Annotated in this window: 15 protein-coding genes; 9 read left to right on the top strand and 6 right to left on the bottom strand. The window is 69.0% G+C overall.

What is annotated here, in order from left to right; translation table 11 throughout:
* Positions 1 to 118 precede the first annotated feature (118 nt).
* From glpK to QJS31_RS28815, 4 genes are all read left to right on the top strand, one after another.
* On the top strand, positions 119 to 1,636 hold the full coding sequence (gene glpK, locus QJS31_RS28830; RefSeq protein WP_282776725.1) for a glycerol kinase GlpK: 1,518 nt from the start codon (positions 119 to 121) through the stop codon (positions 1,634 to 1,636).
* Positions 1,637 to 1,684: 48 nt separating this feature from the next.
* Complete coding sequence (glpD, locus tag QJS31_RS28825; RefSeq protein ID WP_029926585.1) at positions 1,685 to 3,364, top strand: glycerol-3-phosphate dehydrogenase; 1,680 nt, start codon at positions 1,685 to 1,687, stop codon at positions 3,362 to 3,364.
* 221 nt (positions 3,365 to 3,585) lie between these two features.
* Positions 3,586 to 4,404 (top strand): MIP/aquaporin family protein, encoded by an 819-nt coding sequence (locus QJS31_RS28820; protein ID WP_282785483.1) that lies wholly within the window; start codon positions 3,586 to 3,588, stop codon positions 4,402 to 4,404.
* Positions 4,405 to 4,492: 88 nt separating this feature from the next.
* Complete coding sequence (locus QJS31_RS28815) at positions 4,493 to 5,917, top strand: WGR domain-containing protein (protein WP_282785482.1); 1,425 nt, start codon at positions 4,493 to 4,495, stop codon at positions 5,915 to 5,917.
* Positions 5,918 to 6,021: 104 nt separating this feature from the next.
* Here the strand turns inward: QJS31_RS28815 and QJS31_RS28810 are convergent, their stop codons facing one another.
* Positions 6,022 to 6,330: a hypothetical protein gene (locus QJS31_RS28810; protein ID WP_282785481.1), complete on the bottom strand. Its 309-nt coding sequence runs from the start codon at positions 6,328 to 6,330 to the stop codon at positions 6,022 to 6,024.
* A 387-nt stretch (positions 6,331 to 6,717) separates the two neighbouring features.
* Between QJS31_RS28810 and QJS31_RS28805 the strand changes: the two genes are divergently transcribed.
* Positions 6,718 to 10,068, top strand: a complete 3,351-nt coding sequence (locus QJS31_RS28805) for a BTAD domain-containing putative transcriptional regulator (protein WP_282785480.1) — start codon at positions 6,718 to 6,720, stop codon at positions 10,066 to 10,068.
* Positions 10,069 to 10,240: 172 nt separating this feature from the next.
* On the opposite strand, the gene QJS31_RS28800 is transcribed toward QJS31_RS28805, so the two are convergent.
* From QJS31_RS28800 to QJS31_RS28790, 3 genes are all read right to left on the bottom strand, one after another.
* The gene (locus tag QJS31_RS28800; RefSeq protein ID WP_029926580.1) at positions 10,241 to 10,576 is read right to left on the bottom strand and encodes an Lsr2 family protein; all 336 of its coding nucleotides are present in this window, start codon (positions 10,574 to 10,576) and stop codon (positions 10,241 to 10,243) included.
* A 142-nt stretch (positions 10,577 to 10,718) separates the two neighbouring features.
* Positions 10,719 to 11,267 carry an Rv3235 family protein gene (locus QJS31_RS28795; RefSeq protein ID WP_282786006.1) on the bottom strand — a complete coding sequence of 183 codons (549 nt, stop codon included), beginning with the start codon at positions 11,265 to 11,267 and terminating at the stop codon, positions 10,719 to 10,721.
* A 106-nt stretch (positions 11,268 to 11,373) separates the two neighbouring features.
* On the bottom strand, positions 11,374 to 12,891 hold the full coding sequence (locus QJS31_RS28790; RefSeq protein WP_306358178.1) for an NAD(P)/FAD-dependent oxidoreductase: 1,518 nt from the start codon (positions 12,889 to 12,891) through the stop codon (positions 11,374 to 11,376).
* A gap of 70 nt (positions 12,892 to 12,961) precedes the next feature.
* Here QJS31_RS28790 and QJS31_RS28785 point away from each other — a divergent pair, with 70 nt between their 5' ends.
* Both QJS31_RS28785 and QJS31_RS28780 read left to right on the top strand, forming a co-directional pair.
* Positions 12,962 to 13,984: an AraC family transcriptional regulator gene (locus QJS31_RS28785; protein ID WP_282786008.1), complete on the top strand. Its 1,023-nt coding sequence runs from the start codon at positions 12,962 to 12,964 to the stop codon at positions 13,982 to 13,984.
* 103 nt (positions 13,985 to 14,087) lie between these two features.
* A complete protein-coding gene (locus QJS31_RS28780) occupies positions 14,088 to 14,276 on the top strand; it encodes a hypothetical protein (RefSeq protein ID WP_228808054.1) in 189 nt (62 codons plus the stop codon).
* A gap of 1 nt (position 14,277) precedes the next feature.
* Here QJS31_RS28780 and QJS31_RS28775 read toward each other — a convergent pair whose 3' ends face one another.
* Complete coding sequence (locus QJS31_RS28775; RefSeq protein WP_306358177.1) at positions 14,278 to 15,081, bottom strand: nuclear transport factor 2 family protein; 804 nt, start codon at positions 15,079 to 15,081, stop codon at positions 14,278 to 14,280.
* 118 nt (positions 15,082 to 15,199) lie between these two features.
* On the opposite strand from QJS31_RS28775, the gene QJS31_RS28770 reads away from it, so the two are divergent.
* Positions 15,200 to 15,745 carry a YdcF family protein gene (locus QJS31_RS28770; protein WP_372341721.1) on the top strand — a complete coding sequence of 182 codons (546 nt, stop codon included), beginning with the start codon at positions 15,200 to 15,202 and terminating at the stop codon, positions 15,743 to 15,745.
* 109 nt (positions 15,746 to 15,854) lie between these two features.
* Positions 15,855 to 17,444 carry a GMC oxidoreductase gene (locus QJS31_RS28765; RefSeq protein ID WP_282782132.1) on the top strand — a complete coding sequence of 530 codons (1,590 nt, stop codon included), beginning with the start codon at positions 15,855 to 15,857 and terminating at the stop codon, positions 17,442 to 17,444.
* Positions 17,445 to 17,457: 13 nt separating this feature from the next.
* Here the strand turns inward: QJS31_RS28765 and QJS31_RS28760 are convergent, their stop codons facing one another.
* Positions 17,458 to 18,036 (bottom strand): hypothetical protein, encoded by a 579-nt coding sequence (locus QJS31_RS28760; RefSeq protein WP_282782130.1) that lies wholly within the window; start codon positions 18,034 to 18,036, stop codon positions 17,458 to 17,460.

The following is an 18,036-nucleotide window of genomic DNA, read 5'->3' as shown; positions in this document are numbered from 1 at the left end:
AACGCGTCCACTGTTGAGCGCACTCATCGACTCGTAGATTCGTGGTCGAACGTGGCCGCCACCCGCGTCCACCAGGGCATACGACGGGCTCAAAGGTGAGCCTTTCGAAAGGGACACGATGAGCCGATACATCGGAGCCATCGACCAGGGAACGACGAGCACTCGTTTCATGGTCTTCGACCACGATGGCAACGAGGTTGCCCGCCACCAGCTCGAGCATGAGCAGATCATGCCGCACGCCGGGTGGGTCGAGCACAATCCGGCCGAGATCTGGGAGCGCACGCGCACGGTCGTCAAAACCGTGCTCACCTCCTCGAACCTCTCCGCCGCCGACCTGGCCGCGGTCGGCATCACCAATCAGCGCGAGACCACCATCGTGTGGGACCGGCGCACCGGCCGCCCCTACTGCAACGCCATCGTCTGGCAGGACACCCGCACCGATCGCATCGCGGCCGAACTCGACCGCACCCACGGCGAACTCATCCGCCGCAAGACCGGCCTGCCGCCCGCCACCTACTTCTCCGGCGGCAAGCTGAAGTGGATCCTGGAGAACATCCCGGGTGTGCGAGAAGACGCCGAGCGCGGCGACGCGCTGTTCGGCACCCCGGACACCTGGCTGCTGTGGAACCTCACCGGCGGCATCCACGGCGGCGTGCACGTCACCGACCCCACCAATGCCTCCCGCACCATGCTCATGGACCTGGAAACCCTGGACTGGGACGACGAATTGCTCGCCGTGTTCGGGGTGCCGCGGGCCATGCTGCCGACCATCGCCCCGTCGTCGAATCCGGAGATGTTCGGGCTCACCAACCCCGACGGCCCGTTCAAGGGCGCGGTGCCGCTCACCGGCATTCTCGGCGATCAGCAGGCCGCCACCGTGGGACAGGTGTGCTTCCGGCCCGGCGAGGCCAAGAACACCTACGGCACCGGAAACTTCCTGCTGCTCAACACCGGCACCGATATCGTGCGCTCGCAGCACGGACTGCTCACCACCGTGGCCTATCGGTTCGGCGACGACGCGCCGGTGTACGCACTGGAGGGCTCCATCGCCGTCACCGGTTCGGCGGTGCAGTGGCTGCGTGATCAGCTCGGCATCATCGCCGGGGCCACCCAGAGCGAACTGCTCGCCAGCCAGGTGGCCGACACCGGCGGGGTGGTGTTCGTGCCCGCCTTCTCCGGACTGTTCGCGCCCTACTGGCGCTCCGACGCCCGCGGCATCATCATCGGCCTGTCGCGCTACAGCACCAACGCCCACATCGCCCGGGCCACGCTGGAGGCCATCGGCTACCAGACCCGCGACGTGGTGGAGGCCATGGAGGCCGACTCGGGGGTCAAACTCGACACCCTGCGGGTGGACGGCGGCATCACCGCCAACGAACTGTGCATGCGGTTGCAGTCCGACATCCTCGGAGTTCCGGTGTCGCGCCCCGTGGTTCGCGAGACCACCGCGCTCGGCGCGGCCTACGCCGCCGGGCTCGCGGTCGGATTCTGGAGCAGCACCGACGAACTCGTCCGCAACTGGCACGAGGACAAGCGCTGGGAACCCACCTGGTCCGAGGAGCAGCGCGAAAAAGGTTACGGCCGTTGGAAGAAGGCCGTGGCGCGCACCCTCGACTGGGTCGATCTCGACGACTGATCCCCGGCCCCCACAAGACTTATCACCCTGGAGAACAAGGAGATTCCCGTGTCTGCACGCTTGGATCGCGCCTACCGCGACGACGCCATCGCGCACCTGGAGGACACCGAGATCGACGTCCTCGTGGTCGGCGGCGGCATCGTCGGCGCCGGGGCCGCCCTGGACGCCGCCGCCCGCGGCCTGAACGTCACCCTGGTGGAGGCCCGCGACTGGGCGGCCGGTACCTCCAGCCGCTCCAGCAAGCTCATCCACGGCGGGCTGCGCTACCTGGAACAGCTCGACTTCGCGCTGGTGCGTGAGGCTTTGAAGGAACGCGGCCTGCTGCTGAACAAGATCGCACCGCATCTGGTGCACCCGGTCTCGTTCCTGTTCCCGCTCCAGCATCGGGTCTGGGAGCGCGCCTACATCGGCGCGGGCGTCGCCCTCTACGACACCCTCGGCGGCGCGCGGGCAGTGCCCATGCACAAGCACCTGACCCGTTCCGGCGCACTGGAATTGGCCCCGGCGCTCAAGGACGACGCGCTCACCGGCGCGATCCGCTACTACGACGCCCAGGTCGACGACGCCCGCTACGTCATGACGCTGGCCCGCACCGCCGCCAAGCACGGCGCGACCGTGCTCACCCGCACCCGGGTGACCGGCCTGCTGCGCGAGGGGCAGCGCGTGATCGGCGCGACCGTCATGGATCTGGAGACCGGCCGCGAATACAACGTGCGCGCCCGCAGCGTCATCTCCGCCACCGGCGTGTGGACCGACGAGATGAACCGGATGACCGGCGTGGACTTCCCGTTCCACGTGCGCATGTCCAAGGGCGTGCACATCATGGTGCCGCGCGAGCGGCTGAACATGGACACCGGCATCATCATGCGCACCGAGAAGAGCGTGCTGTTCGTGATCCCGTGGGAGCAGCACTGGATCATCGGCACCACCGACACCGACTGGGCCTTCGACAAGGACCACCCGGCCGCCAGCGCGGCGGATGTGCGCTACATCCTCGACCACGTCAACACCCTGCTGAAGGAACCGCTCACCGAGGACGACATCGTCGGCACCTACGCCGGGCTGCGTCCGCTGCTCTCGGGCGCCTCCTCGGACACGTCCAAGCTGTCGCGGGAGCACGCGGTGGCCGAGCCGGTGCCGGGCCTGTTCGTCATCGCGGGCGGCAAGTACACCACCTACCGGGTGATGGCCGCCGACGTGGTGAACGCCGCGGTCGAGGGGCTCGGCAGCGGTGTCGCCGACTCGGTGACCGAGCATCTGCCGCTGCTCGGCGCGGCCGGATACCAGGAGATGCTGGCCGATATCCCGGGCGTCGCCAAGGACGCGGGCCTGCCGGTGCAGACCGTCGAGCACCTGCTGGGCCGCTACGGCGCGGTGGCCAAGGATCTGTTCGAGCTCATCGCCCGCGATCCCGCACTGCGCCACCCGATTCCGGGCGCGGAGGACTACATCGGCGCGGAGGCCGTCTACTCGGCCACCCACGAGGGCGCGCTGCATCTCGACGACATCCTGACCCGCCGCACCCGCATCTCCATCGAGGTGGCCGACCGCGGTCTCCGCGCCGCCGCCGCGATCGCCGAACTGGTGGCCCCGCACCTGGGTTGGGACGCCGAGCGGACCAGCGCGGAGGTCAACCGCTACAACGACCGGGTGCACGCGGAGCTGGCCGCCAACGAAGCCCGCGACGACGAGTCCGCGAACGCCGCCCGGCTGGTGGCCGCCCGCTGATCGGCCGCCGCCGTACCCCTTCACGCCGCCGCGCCGGAACGTCGGTTCCGGCGCGGCACAAGCGTTTTCAGCGCCCGGGGCCGGCGGGGCGAATGTGGGATTTATCATGCCCCATTCGAGATGATCGTGTGTGTTTCCAAGAGTTTGCTGAGTGAGAATCGTAGAGTCATTTCAGGCCCGGGGTCGCATCCGCGTCCCCCCGCGGATCGGAGGCTCTATTCATGGATTTCGGCACGATATTCGCGAGTGAGGCACTAGGCACAGGTATCTTGATCCTGCTCGGCGCCGGTGTTGTCGCCAATGTGTTGCTAGCCAAGTCGAAAGGCTTCGACGGCGGCTGGCTGCTCATTTCCTTCGGCTGGGGTCTCGGCGTCTTCGCGGGTGTCTATGCGGCCTACAAGACCGGCGGCCATCTGAATCCGGCCGTCACCTTCGGCAATCTGTTCGCCGGATTCGACGAATACGCGCCCGGCGTTCCGGTGAACGCGGCCAACACCCTGGCCTATCTCAGCGGCCAACTGGTGGGTGCGTTCCTCGGCGCGTGCGTGGCCTACCTCGCCTACAAACGACACTTCGACGCCGAACCCGACGAGGAGAAGAAGCTCGGGGTGTTCTCCACGGTGCCCGCCATCCGCTCCTACCCGTGGAACTTCCTCACCGAGGTGATCGCCACCTTCGTGCTGGTCTTCGTCATCGTGGCCTTCGGCAAGACCCCCAGCGGCCTGGGCCCGCTCGCCGCGGCCCTGCTGGTCGTCGGCATCGGCGCATCCCTGGGCGGCCCCACCGGGTACGCCATCAACCCGGCCCGCGACCTCGGCCCCCGTATCGCCTACGCGCTGCTGCCCACCCAGCACTCCGCCGAGGTGCCGCCCAAGGCCGTGTCGGCCGACCTCGGCGTGGGCGTCGGCGGCCACCGCGACCTGCCCGACCGCGAAACCGCCCACCGCAAGGACCCCGACTGGGCCTACGCCTGGGTGCCCGTGCTCGGCCCACTGCTGGGCGGCGCGCTGGCGGGTTTGGCCGCGCAGGTCTTCCTCTGAGGCCCGATCCGATACAACCGCAGCGAATGTCGGTGTGCCCTGCTAGCTTTCGCAGCGATTTCATCTGACGAAGGCACGGAGCTACAGCATGACCAACGGGGGCACCACCTATCTCGAGCTGTCCGAGGACAGCGGTTCGGCGCACAAGTTCTACGAAGTGGCCGTGGTGGGCACACAGGTGACCATCCGCTACGGACGCATCGGGGAGAGCGGGCAGGTGAAGGTGAGCTCGTTCGCCACGCCCGAGAAGGCGCGGGCGGCGGCGGACAAGAAGATCGGCGAGAAGCTGCGCAAGGGCTACGCCGCCGCGGTCATGGGTGCGCGCGCCGCGCGCCCGGTGGCCCGACGGGCCATCGTCAGTCAACGCTCCACCGCGAAATCCGCACCGGTACTGTGGACTTTCGATTCCGGGGCCGCAGCCTTCGGCATCTTCGTGGACGAACACCGATGCTGGGTCGGCAACGAGCGTGGGGACGTCTTCACACTGACCCCGCACGGAGAGGTCATCGGCCGCTTTCGGCTGCCCGACTCGGTGAAGTGCATCGTGGCCGACGACTTCTGGATCTACGCGGGCTGCGACGACGGCCGCGTCTACGACCTGTCGGGCAAGGTACCGCGCGCCGCCTACGATATCGCCAGCAATACCGATATCTACTGGCTCGACATCCACGACGGCCTGCTCGGCGTCTCCGACGTGCAGGGCGGACTCACCGTCATCGACCATGAGGAGCAATCGCTGTGGTCGCGGCGCAGCAACGGCGATTCCGGCTGGATGGTGCGCATCGACGACGACGGTGTGTACCACGGACATTCGGACGGCGTCACCAGGTACGACCTGGCCGGGGGCGAACGTCGGTGGCAGGTGCGCACGGGCGGCGCGGTGCTGTTCGGATGGCAGGAGAGCACGGCGGTCTACGCGGGCACCAGCCACAACCAGGTGCGCATGGTGGCCAAGGACGGGCAGGCCGAACGCACCTACCAGTGCGATGCGGCCGTATTCTCCTGCGCCACCTCGCCGGACGGCCGCTACGTGTTCGCAGGCGACAACTACTCCTCGGTCTACTGCTTCACCGCCGACGGACAGCGGCTGTGGAAGCTGGGCACCGGCTGCGGTTCGGCGTACTCCATGCAGTACCACGACCAGCGGCTGTATCTGGTCACCACCAGCGGCGCGCTGGCCTGCATCGATGTCAGCGAGGACGCCGTCCACGACGCCGAACAGGGCGTGCTGCCGCGGACGGTATCGGTCAAGGCGCCGGAGATGTCGGCTGTCACGCCCAGCGCCACCGTGGAGGTGGCTTCGGACGCGGGCAACGGCATCGTGGTGGAGTGCGTGCACGAAGGTGGCGGTCTGCGCGTGCACGTGGTGTCGCCGGGCTACCGGCCCGAGTGGAACGTGCAGTTCCCGCGCGACATTCGCGAGGCCGGAGCGCGCTATGTAGTGGACGCGGTGGCCGAATCGGGCCGCGGCGGGTTCTACCGGGTACGCGGGGACATCCGCCGCCTGAACTAGCGCTCACCCGCAGGTCAGCGGACATGCCCGCGAGCCGGAGCGACCGGTGTTCCGCCGCCACGTGACGGCGGCGCCATCGGCCTGCTCCGCCTCTCGGCGGGCCGCTACCGCGCGGTGCCGTCCTTCGGGTGCGCGGTCGGGAAGGCGACGGCCGCCATGCGGGCGGCGTGGGCGTCGCCGTGCACGAGGGTGAACGGGGCGTAATCGCGGACGTGGCCTTCGGCCCAGTCCCACAGCGCCTCGGGATCGACGGCCACGCCACGCTGCAGGATCAGCCGCCAGCCCTCGCTGCGCCGCTCCCAAATATCACCGTCTCGGTCCAGGTAGAAGCCGGAGATCTCGGGTTCCACCATGGGCATCGCCTGGTCCCGCATCACTTCGCCCCCTGTCAGCCACTCGAATCGCGTCAACATTGCTAGGACCTCCTTTGAATACTTCCCCTTGGAATTATTCGCCATCGATCTTCCGATTCACTTCCAGCCCGATTCGCCAGGCGCGTCGCGAATGGAAATAGGCGGGGGAATTTCGATGGGAGGACACCGTGGATTTCATGATCTCACGAGCTTGTGATGGATGTCATAACCCGCACGAGCGGGGGAAATATGCGCTCGACTCACCGCCGCCCACTACTGGACATGCGTTCAGATGACACCGATCCAGGGCAATTTCGAGTCCTCGAAACTGCGATAACCATTCGGCAACTATTCAGCATAGTTTTGGCATCGCTGATTTGTGGGATGATAATCCTCTTTTGAGGCGGACGACCGGTACCGCCTACCCGCGCGAGAAGGGTTTCGGCGATGGCAGGACCGCACGTCAGGGTGCTCGGACCCCTGCACATGTCCATCGACGGACGCGAGGTCCCGCTCGGCACCCCGATGCAGCGGGCCGTACTCGGCCGCCTGATCGTCGCCCGCGGCCAGGCCGTCAGCACCGAACGGCTGATCGAGGACCTCTGGGCCGGATCACCACCACCCAAGGCGGCCACCGTCCTCCAGGTCCACATCCACAATCTGCGCCGCCTCTTCGAACCCGATCGCCCCCGCCGCGCCCCGTCGAGGTTCATCGTCTCGGAATCCTCCGGCTACGCCTTGAATCTGCCGCCGGAAGCGGTGGACGCCTGGCACTTCGAGGAATTGCTGCGCGCTCATCAGGAACTGCTCAACGACGCCGACCAGCGCGCCGACACCCGCGACCGCAGCCACCTGTTGGAGAATGCGCTCGCCTGCTGGAACGGTCCGGCGTTGGAAGCGTTCATGGACACCGAATGGGCTGTGGCGGAAGCGAATCGGCTTACCGACCTGCGTCTGACCGCGGCCGAGCTGGACGCCCAGGCGAAACTGGATCTACAGCGTCCCGGCGATGTGGTCATCGAACTGCGGCAGCTGTTCGACGAGCATCCCGGGCGGGAGGAAATCGCCCGGCTGCTCGCGCTCGCGCAGTATCAGCTGGGTCAGCAATTGGAGGCACTCGCCACCATTCGCCGCTGCCGCGAATTTCTCGCCGAGGAATTCGGCGTCGACCCCGGTCCCGGGCTGCGCGTGCTGGAAACCGCCATCCTGAACCACGCCTCGAACCTGGCCGGAGCCGCCGAGCCGCCGACCACCACGACCGCCACCGCGAACGCCCCCACCACGAACGCCAGCGCGCACGCCATCGACGACGAGACCGCCGTCGGTCGCGACGGCGGCGGGATCGCGTGCGCCACGGACTATTCCGGCGAACTCGCCGAGGTGCTCGCGGTGGCCGAGGCCGCTCGTGGCGGCCGCCTGCGGCTGGCCTGGGTGACCGGGGAGGCGGGGTTCGGCAAGACCACCTTCGCCGAGTCCGCGCTGGCCCGGCTGCGCGGCAACGGCTGGACGGTCGCAGCCGGAGCCTGCCCCGAGGTGGACGGCGCACCCGTGGCCTGGGCCTGGTCGGAAGTGGTGGCCGGACTGGACACCACTGCCGCACCGGAACCGGCGGCGGATCCGTTCACCCTGTCGCGCACCGTGACCCAACTCTGCGCGAGCACCGTGGCGCCGGTCGCGCTGCTGCTGGAGGATCTGCACCGCGCCGACACCGCCACGCTGCAGGTGCTGCGGCAGGTCACCAGCTGGCTGCGCGACCAACCGGTGCTGATCCTGGTGACGCTGCGGCGCTCCGAGGGCGGCCCCGACACGCACGCCACCACGGCCGCGCTGGCCCAGCACACCGCCGCGTGGCTGGAACTCACCGGCCTGGACCGGACCGGCACCCGATCCGTCGCGCTGGCCGCGGGACTCACGGCGCTCGACGATGCCGCCCTGGACCGGATGCACCGGCGCACGGGCGGCAATCCGCTGTTCGTACGGGAATCGGCGCGACTGCTGGCCGCGGGTGGCGATCCCGACGCGGTCCCCGACGCCGTGCGCGAACTGGTCGACAGTCGCATCGCGCGGCTGCCGTTCGGTGTCGCCGAGGTGTTGCGACAGCTGTCCGTCTGGGGCGACGAGGTGGAGCTGTCCCGGCTCGCTCCGGCCGCCGGAATGCCCGAGGACGCGCTCATCGACATGGTGACGGCCGCCGAATCGGTGGGCCTGGTGCGCACCGACCGCGCGGGTCGAATCCGCTTCGAGCACAGCCTGATCCGTGACACTGTCTATCGGGGCATTCCGTCGCTGCGACGGGCGCGCATGCACTGGTCGGCGCTGGAGATCCTGGAGCGGCGGCGCCGCGACGGCCCGGCCGCGGCCGACCCGCTGCTGCTGGCCCGGCACGCCGTACTCGGTGCGAGCGCCGAGACCGCCCACCACGCCATCGACCGGGTGCGGGCGGCGGCCCGTCACTGTATGGATCACGGCATGCGCTCGGCGGCGGTGGAATTGAGCCACTCGGTCATCGAACTGCACGAGCTGGCCGGGCACGACGGCGAGCACGCCGACCGCCGCGACCGCACCGCGCTGCTCGACGCGCTCTGTGCCCTGGTGACCGCGCTGGCCGACAACGGATCTCAGCGTGACGCCCGGGCCGCCCGCGACCGGGCGTTGGAGCTGGCCGAACGGATCGGCGGCGACGAGCCGGTGATTCGGGCGCTCACCAGTTGGCGCGCACCGGTCATCTGGCCCGTTCGGGAATGGCGGGAATCGAGCGCGCACTTCTTCGAAGCCCTGTGGCGGGTACTGGATTCCGCCTCGGGTGCGGAGCGGGTGCGGTTGCTGCTGGCGGCGGCCTTCGAAATCGATGCGGAGAACCGCGAGAGCTATCACCACCTCAGCGCCCAAGCCCTCGCGGCCGCACGCACCCTCGGAGATCCCGAGTTGCTCTGCGCCGCGGTCAACGCGGTCACCTATATGGACTACGACTACGGTCCCGAGCACGCGGCGCTCACCGCGGAACTGGAAACCGTATCCACCGCAGCCGGATTCACTGAATACCAGGCGGTGGCACATCATTTGCGTTTTCGCAGCGCCTTCGCCGCCGGTGAGCTGGCCGAGGCCGATCGGCACGCCGCGCTGGCCGTAGAACTCGCCGACGAGGGACAGCTGCGGCCGCTGCTCGATATCGCCTGCTGCGCCGCGGCGAGTATGGAACTGCTGCGCGGCGATCTCGACCGGGCCGAGCAGCTGTACGGCGAATTCATCACACGCATAACGCATTCGGGCCTGACCAATGCCGCCGAGGCCGCACTGGCCGGTCGTGTCGCCCTCGCCTGGGCACGCGCCGATCTATCGGGCATGGTCGACGACCTCGCGCACGCCTACGCGGCGCTGCCGGACGTGATGTCGCACATCTACGCGATCGCGCTGGTACACGGCGGCGACCGCGACGCGGCGCGTGCGGTGTACGACGGAGCCAAGCCGCCCCAGGACGGCATCTACCCCGTCACCATGTCGGTTTTCCGCGCGGCGGCCGCGATCCAGTTCGACGACGAGGACACCATTCGCGAACTGTACGACTACCTCGTACCGCACGCGGGCAAGATCGTCGGACTGGAGATGGGCGTGGTGACGTTCGGGCCGGTGGAGGCCGTACTGGCCAGCCTGGCGGTGGCGTTGGACGATCACGAGGCCGCGCTCGCCCACGCCACCCGGGCCCGCGCCGTCCTGGACCGCGCCCGCACCGAGTTGCGGGCGGTCTCTCCGCCCCGGGTGGACGATCGCGCGACCGGCTGCCGCACGCGGGCCACGTAGGGCACACAATCCGCACCACGCCGACTGCCGACGTGCCGATTCTCCCGGATGTGCGTATTCGCCGGGAACGCGCTCTTCGACGCGATTGTCGTGATATGGCGAGCGCCGGTGACCCGCTGCGGGATCACCGGCGCTGGCCGAATTCCGGAGTTCCGGATTTCCGGACCGGCTTTTACTTCGCCTTGTGGTACGCCTCGACGATCTCCGCCGGGATACGGCCACGCGAGGAGACCTGATGGCCCTGGGCCCGCGCCCATTCGCGGATCGCGGTGCTCTCCTCCCGATCCACCGCGGGACGGGTCTTGCCGCTCGTACCCTTCCGCTTGGAACGGCCGACCTTGCGAGCCTTCTCGGTCCACTGCTCCAGCGACCCGCGCAGCTTACCGGCGTTCTTCAGCGACAGGTCGATCTCGTAGTCCATGCCGTCCAGCGAGAAATAGACGGTTTCATCGGCCTTCGATTCGCCGTCGTAGTCGTCGACCAGAGTCACGGTGACTTTCTTCGCCATGGACTGCCCTTTCACGTTGATGCCGCTTTTCGCCGGAAATATTATGCCCGGGACGGATAGAATTCAAACCCGGCGCGATTGGAATTCGCAACCATCAGGCTATTCGGCTATTACCGGGCAGCCGGGTAGGAGCCGCGCGGCGTCACCGCACCCGGAATGCGGTCATCCGCCAACCGCGCCGACCACGGGCAATGCGGGCGGCCAGGGCGAAATGCCGGGCACCGCGGTCGTAGGCGGCGTACACCTCGGCGTGCACGGCATCGACCATCACTACATCGACCCTGGTCAGCACCGCCGTGCCGAGCGAGCGGCCCGGCACCAGCCGCGCGCCCACCAGGGTGCGCACGGCCGCCACCACCCCGGAATCGGCGACCGCGGCCAGTTGTGCGACCGGTCGGCGACCGTCCAGCACTTCCACGGCGAACTGCACCGTCCGCCATGCGAAATTCCGTGCCCCGGAACAAACTTCGACTTCGCTCGCGGCAATTTCCGGATGCGTGCCGCGCACCACCCGTTCCAGCCCCGGGCCCAGCGCGCGGGCATCATTGCGCGCCGTCCGGGTGTCATTGCGGGCCACCCGATTCCGACACGGCGGCGGGGATTGGGCGTCGAGCGTCACATGTGCGCAGCAGGGCGTCAGCGGCGGCTCCGGATCGGGCGCCGGGGACAGATACCGGCCTCGAAATGCCATATGCCCGCTCCCCCATTCACCGGTGGATTCCCGCGCGATGCGATTGCGCCAGCATCGCACGGTCCGACAGCTCCGTAAAGGACCTGATCACCGGCCTGACGAGCATTCACGGCGTGTTGAGCGCGGCTCGCCCCGACAGCGCCGGCTTCGCGCACTCGGCTCCCGGGTGCGGCCGCAGTGTCCTGCCCAGATCCGTGCGCAGCGTGGTGGCGACATCGAGCAGATAGTTCTGCCGCACCCGCCACGGATGCCGGTCGCCCTGGCGCGGAAAGTCCCCGATGGAGCGCTGAATGTACCCGGATGCCAGATCCAGCAGCGGTCGCTCGGCAAGCGGGCCGTCGGCATGCGGCGCCACGGCGGCGAAGCCGTGGCGATCCATATACGACAGCACCTTGCACACCAGGCGCGAGGTGAGGTCGGCGCGCAGCGTCCAGGAGGCGTTGGTGTATCCGATGCACACCGCGAAATTGGGGACGCCGGTGAGCATGGTGCCCTGCCAGACGAAGCGCTCGCTCAGACGCACCGGTTCACCGTCCACGGTGAGGTCGATGCCGCCGAAGGCCAGCAGCCGCAGTCCGGTGGCGGTGACCACCACATCGGCTTCGAGCACCCGGCCCGACTGCAGCCGAATCCCCTCGGGCACGAAGGTTTCGATGTGATCGGTGACCACCTCCGCCCTGCCCTTGCGCATGGCCTTGAAGAAATCGGCGTTGGGCACCGCGCACAGCCGCTGATCCCACGGATCGTAGTCGGGCGTGAAGTGCTCGGCGACCAACCGCTCGTCCTTCAGGATGCGCGTGGTCAGCCCGGTGAGCAGCTTGCGCGCGGCCTCCGGACGACGACGACAGTACTGGTAGAAGCCGATGCCGAACAGAATGTTCTTGGTGCGGATGACGCGGTGCGCCAACCGTGGCGGCAGCAGGGCGCGCAGCCGGTCGGCCACCTTGTCCCGGCCCGGCACCGCGGAGATCCAGGTCGGTGAGCGTTGCAGCATGGTCACCCGCTCGGCCCGCTCGGCCATGGCCGGAACCAGGGTGACGGCGGTGGCGCCGCTGCCGATCACCACGACCCGCTGTCCGGTGTAATCCAAGTCCTCGGGCCAGAACTGCGGGTGCACGACCCGGCCCGCGAAGTCGTCGATACCGGGGAACTCGGGTGCGTGGCCGCGGTCGTAGTCGTAGTAGCCGGAGCAGGAGTAGAGGAATCCACAGGTGAGTTCGGCGCGCTCGCCGTCGCGATGCTCCAGGGTGAGCGTCCAGCGGGCGGCGGCGCTGTCCCATTCGGCGGCAACGACCTTGGTGCCGTAGCGGATATGCCGGTCGATGCCGTTCTCGGTGGCGGTCTCGGTGATGTAGCGCAGGATGGACGGCCCGTCGGCGATGGACTGGGCATCGCGCCAGGGCTTGAAGGGGTAGCCGAGGGTGAACATATCCGAGTCGGAGCGAATACCCGGGTAGCGGAACAGATCCCAGGTGCCGCCCAGTGTCTCGCGGGCCTCGAGGACGGCGTAGCTGCGGTCCGGGTGCTCGGTCCGCAGGCGGTAGGCGGCTCCGATTCCGGACAGTCCCGCGCCCACGATCACCACGTCGAGGTGCTCGACCCGTCCGGTTGTGCGCTCACTCATGATCTCCAGTCTGGGGCCGTCCCGCCCCGGCTTCTTGACTGTGCGCGACAAGTATTTGATTCTGAACGACATGTCGGTCATCAGGTCCGCCGGATTGCGCGGCTTCCGCGCCACGGTCGCGGAACTCGGCGGCGACGCCGAGGAATTCGCGCGCGCCTGCGGGCTGCCCGTCACCGCTCTCGACACCGACGACCTGCTGGTCTCCGACTACGCGGTGGGCGCGGTGCTGGAGCTGGCCGCGCATCGGCTGCGCTGCCCCGACCTGGGCCTGCGCATCTCCCGCCGCCAGGATCTGGCCATGCTCGGGCCGCTGGCCCTGGCCATCGGCAACTCCCCCACCCTCGCCGATGTCATGAACTGCACCGCCCGCTATCTGTTCGTGCACGCCCGCGCGCTGAGCCTGACGGTGGAACCGGACCCATACGGGGATGAGCGGGTGATCGCCCTGCGCTACGGCGTGCCGCCGGGCACGCCGAGCCCGGTGCAGGGCACCGACCTCGGACTGGCCTTCGTGCACCACACCATCCTGCAGCGGCTGGCGACGGAGCGGTACGGCCTGCGCTCGGTGGAGTTGCCGTATCGGCCCGCCGCACCGCTGTCGGTGTACGAGGAGTTCTTCGGCGCACCGGTGCGGATCGAGCGCCCGGCCGCACTGCTGCGCGTGCCCAGCAGCCTTGCCACCCGGCCGCTCTCGGGCGGGGACGCCCATCTACACCGGCTGGCCATGGCCTTCCTGGCCGAACTCACCGGCGGCGCGGGCACCGAGATCGCACCGCGGGTACGGGCCGCGGTACAGCGGCTGCTCGGCACGGCCGCACCCGAAATCGGCGCGGTGGCGCGACTTCTGACGGTGCATCCGCGCACGCTGCAACGGCGGCTGGCGGCGGAGGGCACCTCGTTCGCCGCCATTCTCGACGAGGTGCGCCGGGCGGAGGCCCGCCGTTATCTCACCACCACGGATATGCCGATGAGCCAGGTGGCCTCGCTGATCGGTCTGTCGGAACAGGCCGTTTTCACTCGTTGCTGCCGACGCTGGTGGGGCGTGACGCCGACGACGGTGCGGCGCAGCGGAAGTCGCGGACCGCGATCGTGAGTCACGCGGTGGATCGGACAAACACGGCGGAATACCAACACAGTTCGCATACGGACGCGTGTCGTCGATCTTCGCTGGAAGTTTTCCGATAAGGATGGGAAGGGTGAATTGCCCCTCCTGCTCCTGGCCCTCGCCCGCTTCCGCCGTCTCCGGTCACCGTGGTGTGCGCTATCTGCGCTGCGTCTGCGGGCAGTGGTTGATCGCGGTGCACGGCAGAGTGGTGGGCACCGCCGGGGGCAGCACCTTCACCGGCACCGACGTGGTGAACGAGATCGTCGGAGCGAAGCGGTGATTCAGCGCGCCAGGTAGATTCGCGCCGCCTGCACGCGGGTGCCGTGCTCGGCGAAATCGAGTTCCGCGATGCCGCGACCGTCGGGAGTGTCGACGGTCGCGGTCACGGTGCGGCCCGCCGCGATGGGTTTGCGCCAGCGTAGCCCGGTCGCCCGCACGGCGAAGTCGTCGACCGACATGCGGTCTCCCACCGGCCATTCCAGCCGCGCCACCGGTGCGAGTACCGCGCGTAGGCCCGTGGCGTCGCCGCGGCCGGCGGCATCGAGCAGGCGCGCCGCCGCTCGCTTGCCGCCGGAGCCCACGCCACCGAACGCCCGCAGGAAGCCGAGCGCGCCGCCGACGCCCTGATTGCCGATCAGCTGCGGGCCCAACTTCATTCCGGCCTTCATACCCGGCACACCCGCGCCCAGCAGTCGCGTGATCATGCCGGGCAGCTCCCAATGCGCCCGCAAGGCAGCGATTCTCAGTCCGCCGTCGCCCTCGGCGATGTCGTAGCGCAGATGCATGGGCACCGGCAGTGTGACGCCGGTCGACATGGTGGTGTGGATGGTCAGATCGCGGAACACCGTCATGCCGCACACCACGTCGTGATCCACCTCGAAGGCGATGTCGTTGGGCGCGATGAAGGTGTCATAGAACCGCTCCAACGCCGCCCGTCCCCGATGCGGGCGGGAGCCCACCGGATCCTCCACACCGGCGCCCGCCGCGAACAGGTCCACCCAGGCGGACCGGTCGTGGGCGGCGACCGCCTTCGGGGACGCCTCGACGGTCGCCAGCAGCTGCGCTGCGGTCGGATTCGCGGACACGATTCTCCTCCACGGTGTTGAGCTGGGCCGATGGTACCGGGCGGTAGCCCCGGAGGGAACGCGCGGGGAGGCGGCGGGGAGCCAAAGGGGCTCGGGGACAGTCGGTATCGTCGATACCGTGCCCGCGTTCCGGCGAGCCGTCGCCACCCTCGTCGTACTGGTCGCCCTGGTTGTAGGAATCGGCATCGCCGGGGTGCCGGTGTTCGTCCATCCGCAGGTGGACCCGCTGCGGCCCGCCGACGCCATCGTGGTGCTCGGCGGCACGGCCTACGAGCGCTTCGATCTGGGCCTGCGGCTGGCCCGCCAGGGCTACGCGCCGGAACTGGTCATCTCGCGATCCACCGGCATCGACGACCACGTGATGGACCGCTACTGCGACGGGACGTTCGACTTCCGGGTGTCGTGCTTCGTGCCGGAGCCGTGGACCACCCAGGGCGAGGCGCAGGAGATCGCCCGGCGGGCCGCCACCGGGGACTGGCGGCACATCATCGTGATCACCTACACCCCGCACGTCTCCCGCGCCCGGTACATCGTGGGCAAGTGCTTTCGCGGCGAGTTGACCATGGTGGCCAGCCCCGCGGACTCCGGTCCGCTGTTCTGGGCGTGGATGTACGTGCGCCAGTCGGCGGGGTACGTCCGGGCGTTTCTGCAGCCCGGCTGTTGAGCCGGGTGAAAGATGGGCCACGAACGCGCAATCGAGCGGTTACGATGAGCCCGGACAGTCACTGCGCGTCCGTCTCGGGGGTGGATGCGGGGATCGGAAGGACATTCCGGTGCGTATCGACGACCTGCGGGGGTTGCGGGACGAGGAGCTCTCCGCCGATGTCTGCGTGATCGGTTCCGGACCGGCCGGGTTGACCATCGCCACCGAACTGGCGGGGACAGCGCTGCGGGTACTGGTGCTGGAGAGCGGAGGCCGCGCGGAGCAGCCGGACACCGAGGAGCTCAACGACATCGACAATGTCGGTGCGCCGCGCTCCCTACCGCACCGCCATGCCCGCAATCGGGTGCTGGGTGGCAGCTCGCACACCTGGGCCGGGCGCTGCGCGCCCCTCGACGAGCTGGACTTCGCCCGGCGGGAATGGGTTCCGGACTCCGGCTGGCCGATCGGCGCGAGCGAAATGGAACCGTATCTGGAGCGGGCGGGCGCGCATCTGGGCCTCGGGCACGGGGTCGGGTTCACCGACGACCGGTTCTGGACCCTGGCCGGACGTTCCGCGCCGGCGGCCGAACTCGACCGGCGCTGGCTGCGCCCCTACTTCTGGCAGATCAGCAAGGACCCCGCGGATCCCTTCGACTGCAAGCGTTTCGGCAGACATGCCCCGGCGATCTCCGCCGCGAATGTCCGAGTCGTCCTGAATGCCACCCTGGCCCATATCGATACCGATCCGGACGGCACCCACGTGCGGGCGCTGCGGGTCCTGGACGCCGAGGGCGGCGAACGTCTGGTTGTCGCCCAGCGAATCGTGCTGGCGGCCGGGGGGCTCGAGAATCCGCGCCTGCTGCTGGCCGCCAACCGCATCGTGCCCGCCGGACTGGGCAACCGACACGACATGGTCGGCAGATATCTGCTCGACCATCGCTGCGGCGCGGTCGGGACGCTCGATCCCGCGACCTCCGCCACCGCACGCGACCGCTTCGGCAAGTACGTCGTGAAGGGTCGCGGCGGGAAGCACACCTTCCTGCACGGCGTCGCGCTCTCCCCCGCGATCCAGAAACGCGAGGGACTGCTCAACTGCGCCCTGTGGATTCAGGAGGTGCCCGCCGACGACGACCCCTGGGAATCGGTCAAGCGGCTGTTGCGGGGACAGCTGACCCTGCGGGATACGCGCATCGTGTCGGCCCATCCCGGCCTGCTGCTGTCGGGGGTGCGCCGCCGCCTGGTGCACGGCACCGGACTGCCGCGCAAACTCGCCGAAGTGGAACTGCGCTGCATGGTCGAGCAACAACCCGATCCGGACAGCCGGGTCACCCTGAGCGACAAGGTGGATCGGCTCGGCATCCCCTTGGCCCGGGTGGACTGGAAGGTACATGAAATCGAGGACGCCACCGTCCGGCGCACCGCCGCCCTGGCGGCCGGCGAATTCGCGCGCCTCGGCTTCGATCCCCCGCACCTGCACCGATGGGTGTGCGAGAACAGTTCGGAGCCGGTGCAACTCACCGACTGGGCGCACCCCACCGGCGCGACCCGCATGTCCGCCGACCCGCGCACCGGCGTGGTGGACGCGCGGTGCCGGGTGCACGGGATGGACAACCTGTATATCGCGGGCAGCTCCGTCTTCCCGACCAACGGGCACGCCAATCCCACACTCATGATCGTGGCGTTGGCGATCCGGCTCGCGGACACCCTGCGCACGGGGTGAGGGAGCCCGGCCGCTACTTCCGCGGCAGCGTCATATCCATGCCGCCGACGTCGGCGATCGTCCAGCCGTCGGGGTTGACCGTCACGTTGTAGGTGACGGTGGTCTTGACGCCCTGGGGATTCTGGGCATTGGTACTGGTGACATCGAGGAAGACGTCGACCAGGTACGCGTCGCCGTCCCGACCGGTCACCTTGGCCGCGATGGGCGTGGCACTGGAGGTCCACTTCAAGACGGTGAGCGCCTCGGACAGCTTCGGCCCCGCCGCGTCGAACTGCTCGGACAGCTTGCCGGTGGTGTTCGCCTTCAAGCGGCCCTGCCAGGCGCCGAGATCGGCGAAGTCGATATTCGACGCACCGACCGCGTAGTCGGTGGCGACCTGCTCGGCGTGCTGCTCGGCGGCGGTCGCGGCATGGATGTCGTCGAGGTCGCCGCGCGCCGACAGCCACATGCCGGTGGTCACGACGGCCACGGCGACGAGCACCGCCGCGACGGCCCCCGCCACCAGGGTGGACACCGGCAGCGATACGGTCTTGCGCGCGGTCGCCGCGGTGGCGTCGCGCTTCTCGGCGTCCTTCTCGGCGTCCTCGGACAT

Source organism: Nocardia sp. CC213A (assembly GCF_030766805.1).
GTDB classification, from domain to species: domain Bacteria; phylum Actinomycetota; class Actinomycetes; order Mycobacteriales; family Mycobacteriaceae; genus Nocardia; species Nocardia otitidiscaviarum.
The sequence above is the reverse complement of the archived record's forward strand: the minus strand, read 5'-3'. Positions and strand labels throughout refer to the sequence as shown.

Coding starts and splice junctions, on each gene's coding strand:
- QJS31_RS28790 (WP_306358178.1), bottom strand. CDS start 12,891: ATGAGTGAGCGCACAACCGGACGGGTCGAGCACCTCGACGTGGTGATC.
- QJS31_RS28785 (WP_282786008.1), top strand. CDS start 12,962: ATGTCGGTCATCAGGTCCGCCGGATTGCGCGGCTTCCGCGCCACGGTC.
- QJS31_RS28795 (WP_282786006.1), bottom strand. CDS start 11,267: ATGGCATTTCGAGGCCGGTATCTGTCCCCGGCGCCCGATCCGGAGCCG.
- QJS31_RS28815 (WP_282785482.1), top strand. CDS start 4,493: ATGACCAACGGGGGCACCACCTATCTCGAGCTGTCCGAGGACAGCGGT.
- QJS31_RS28805 (WP_282785480.1), top strand. CDS start 6,718: ATGGCAGGACCGCACGTCAGGGTGCTCGGACCCCTGCACATGTCCATC.
- QJS31_RS28760 (WP_282782130.1), bottom strand. CDS start 18,036: ATGTCCGAGGACGCCGAGAAGGACGCCGAGAAGCGCGACGCCACCGCG.
- QJS31_RS28820 (WP_282785483.1), top strand. CDS start 3,586: ATGGATTTCGGCACGATATTCGCGAGTGAGGCACTAGGCACAGGTATC.
- glpK (WP_282776725.1), top strand. CDS start 119: ATGAGCCGATACATCGGAGCCATCGACCAGGGAACGACGAGCACTCGT.
- QJS31_RS28810 (WP_282785481.1), bottom strand. CDS start 6,330: ATGTTGACGCGATTCGAGTGGCTGACAGGGGGCGAAGTGATGCGGGAC.
- QJS31_RS28800 (WP_029926580.1), bottom strand. CDS start 10,576: ATGGCGAAGAAAGTCACCGTGACTCTGGTCGACGACTACGACGGCGAA.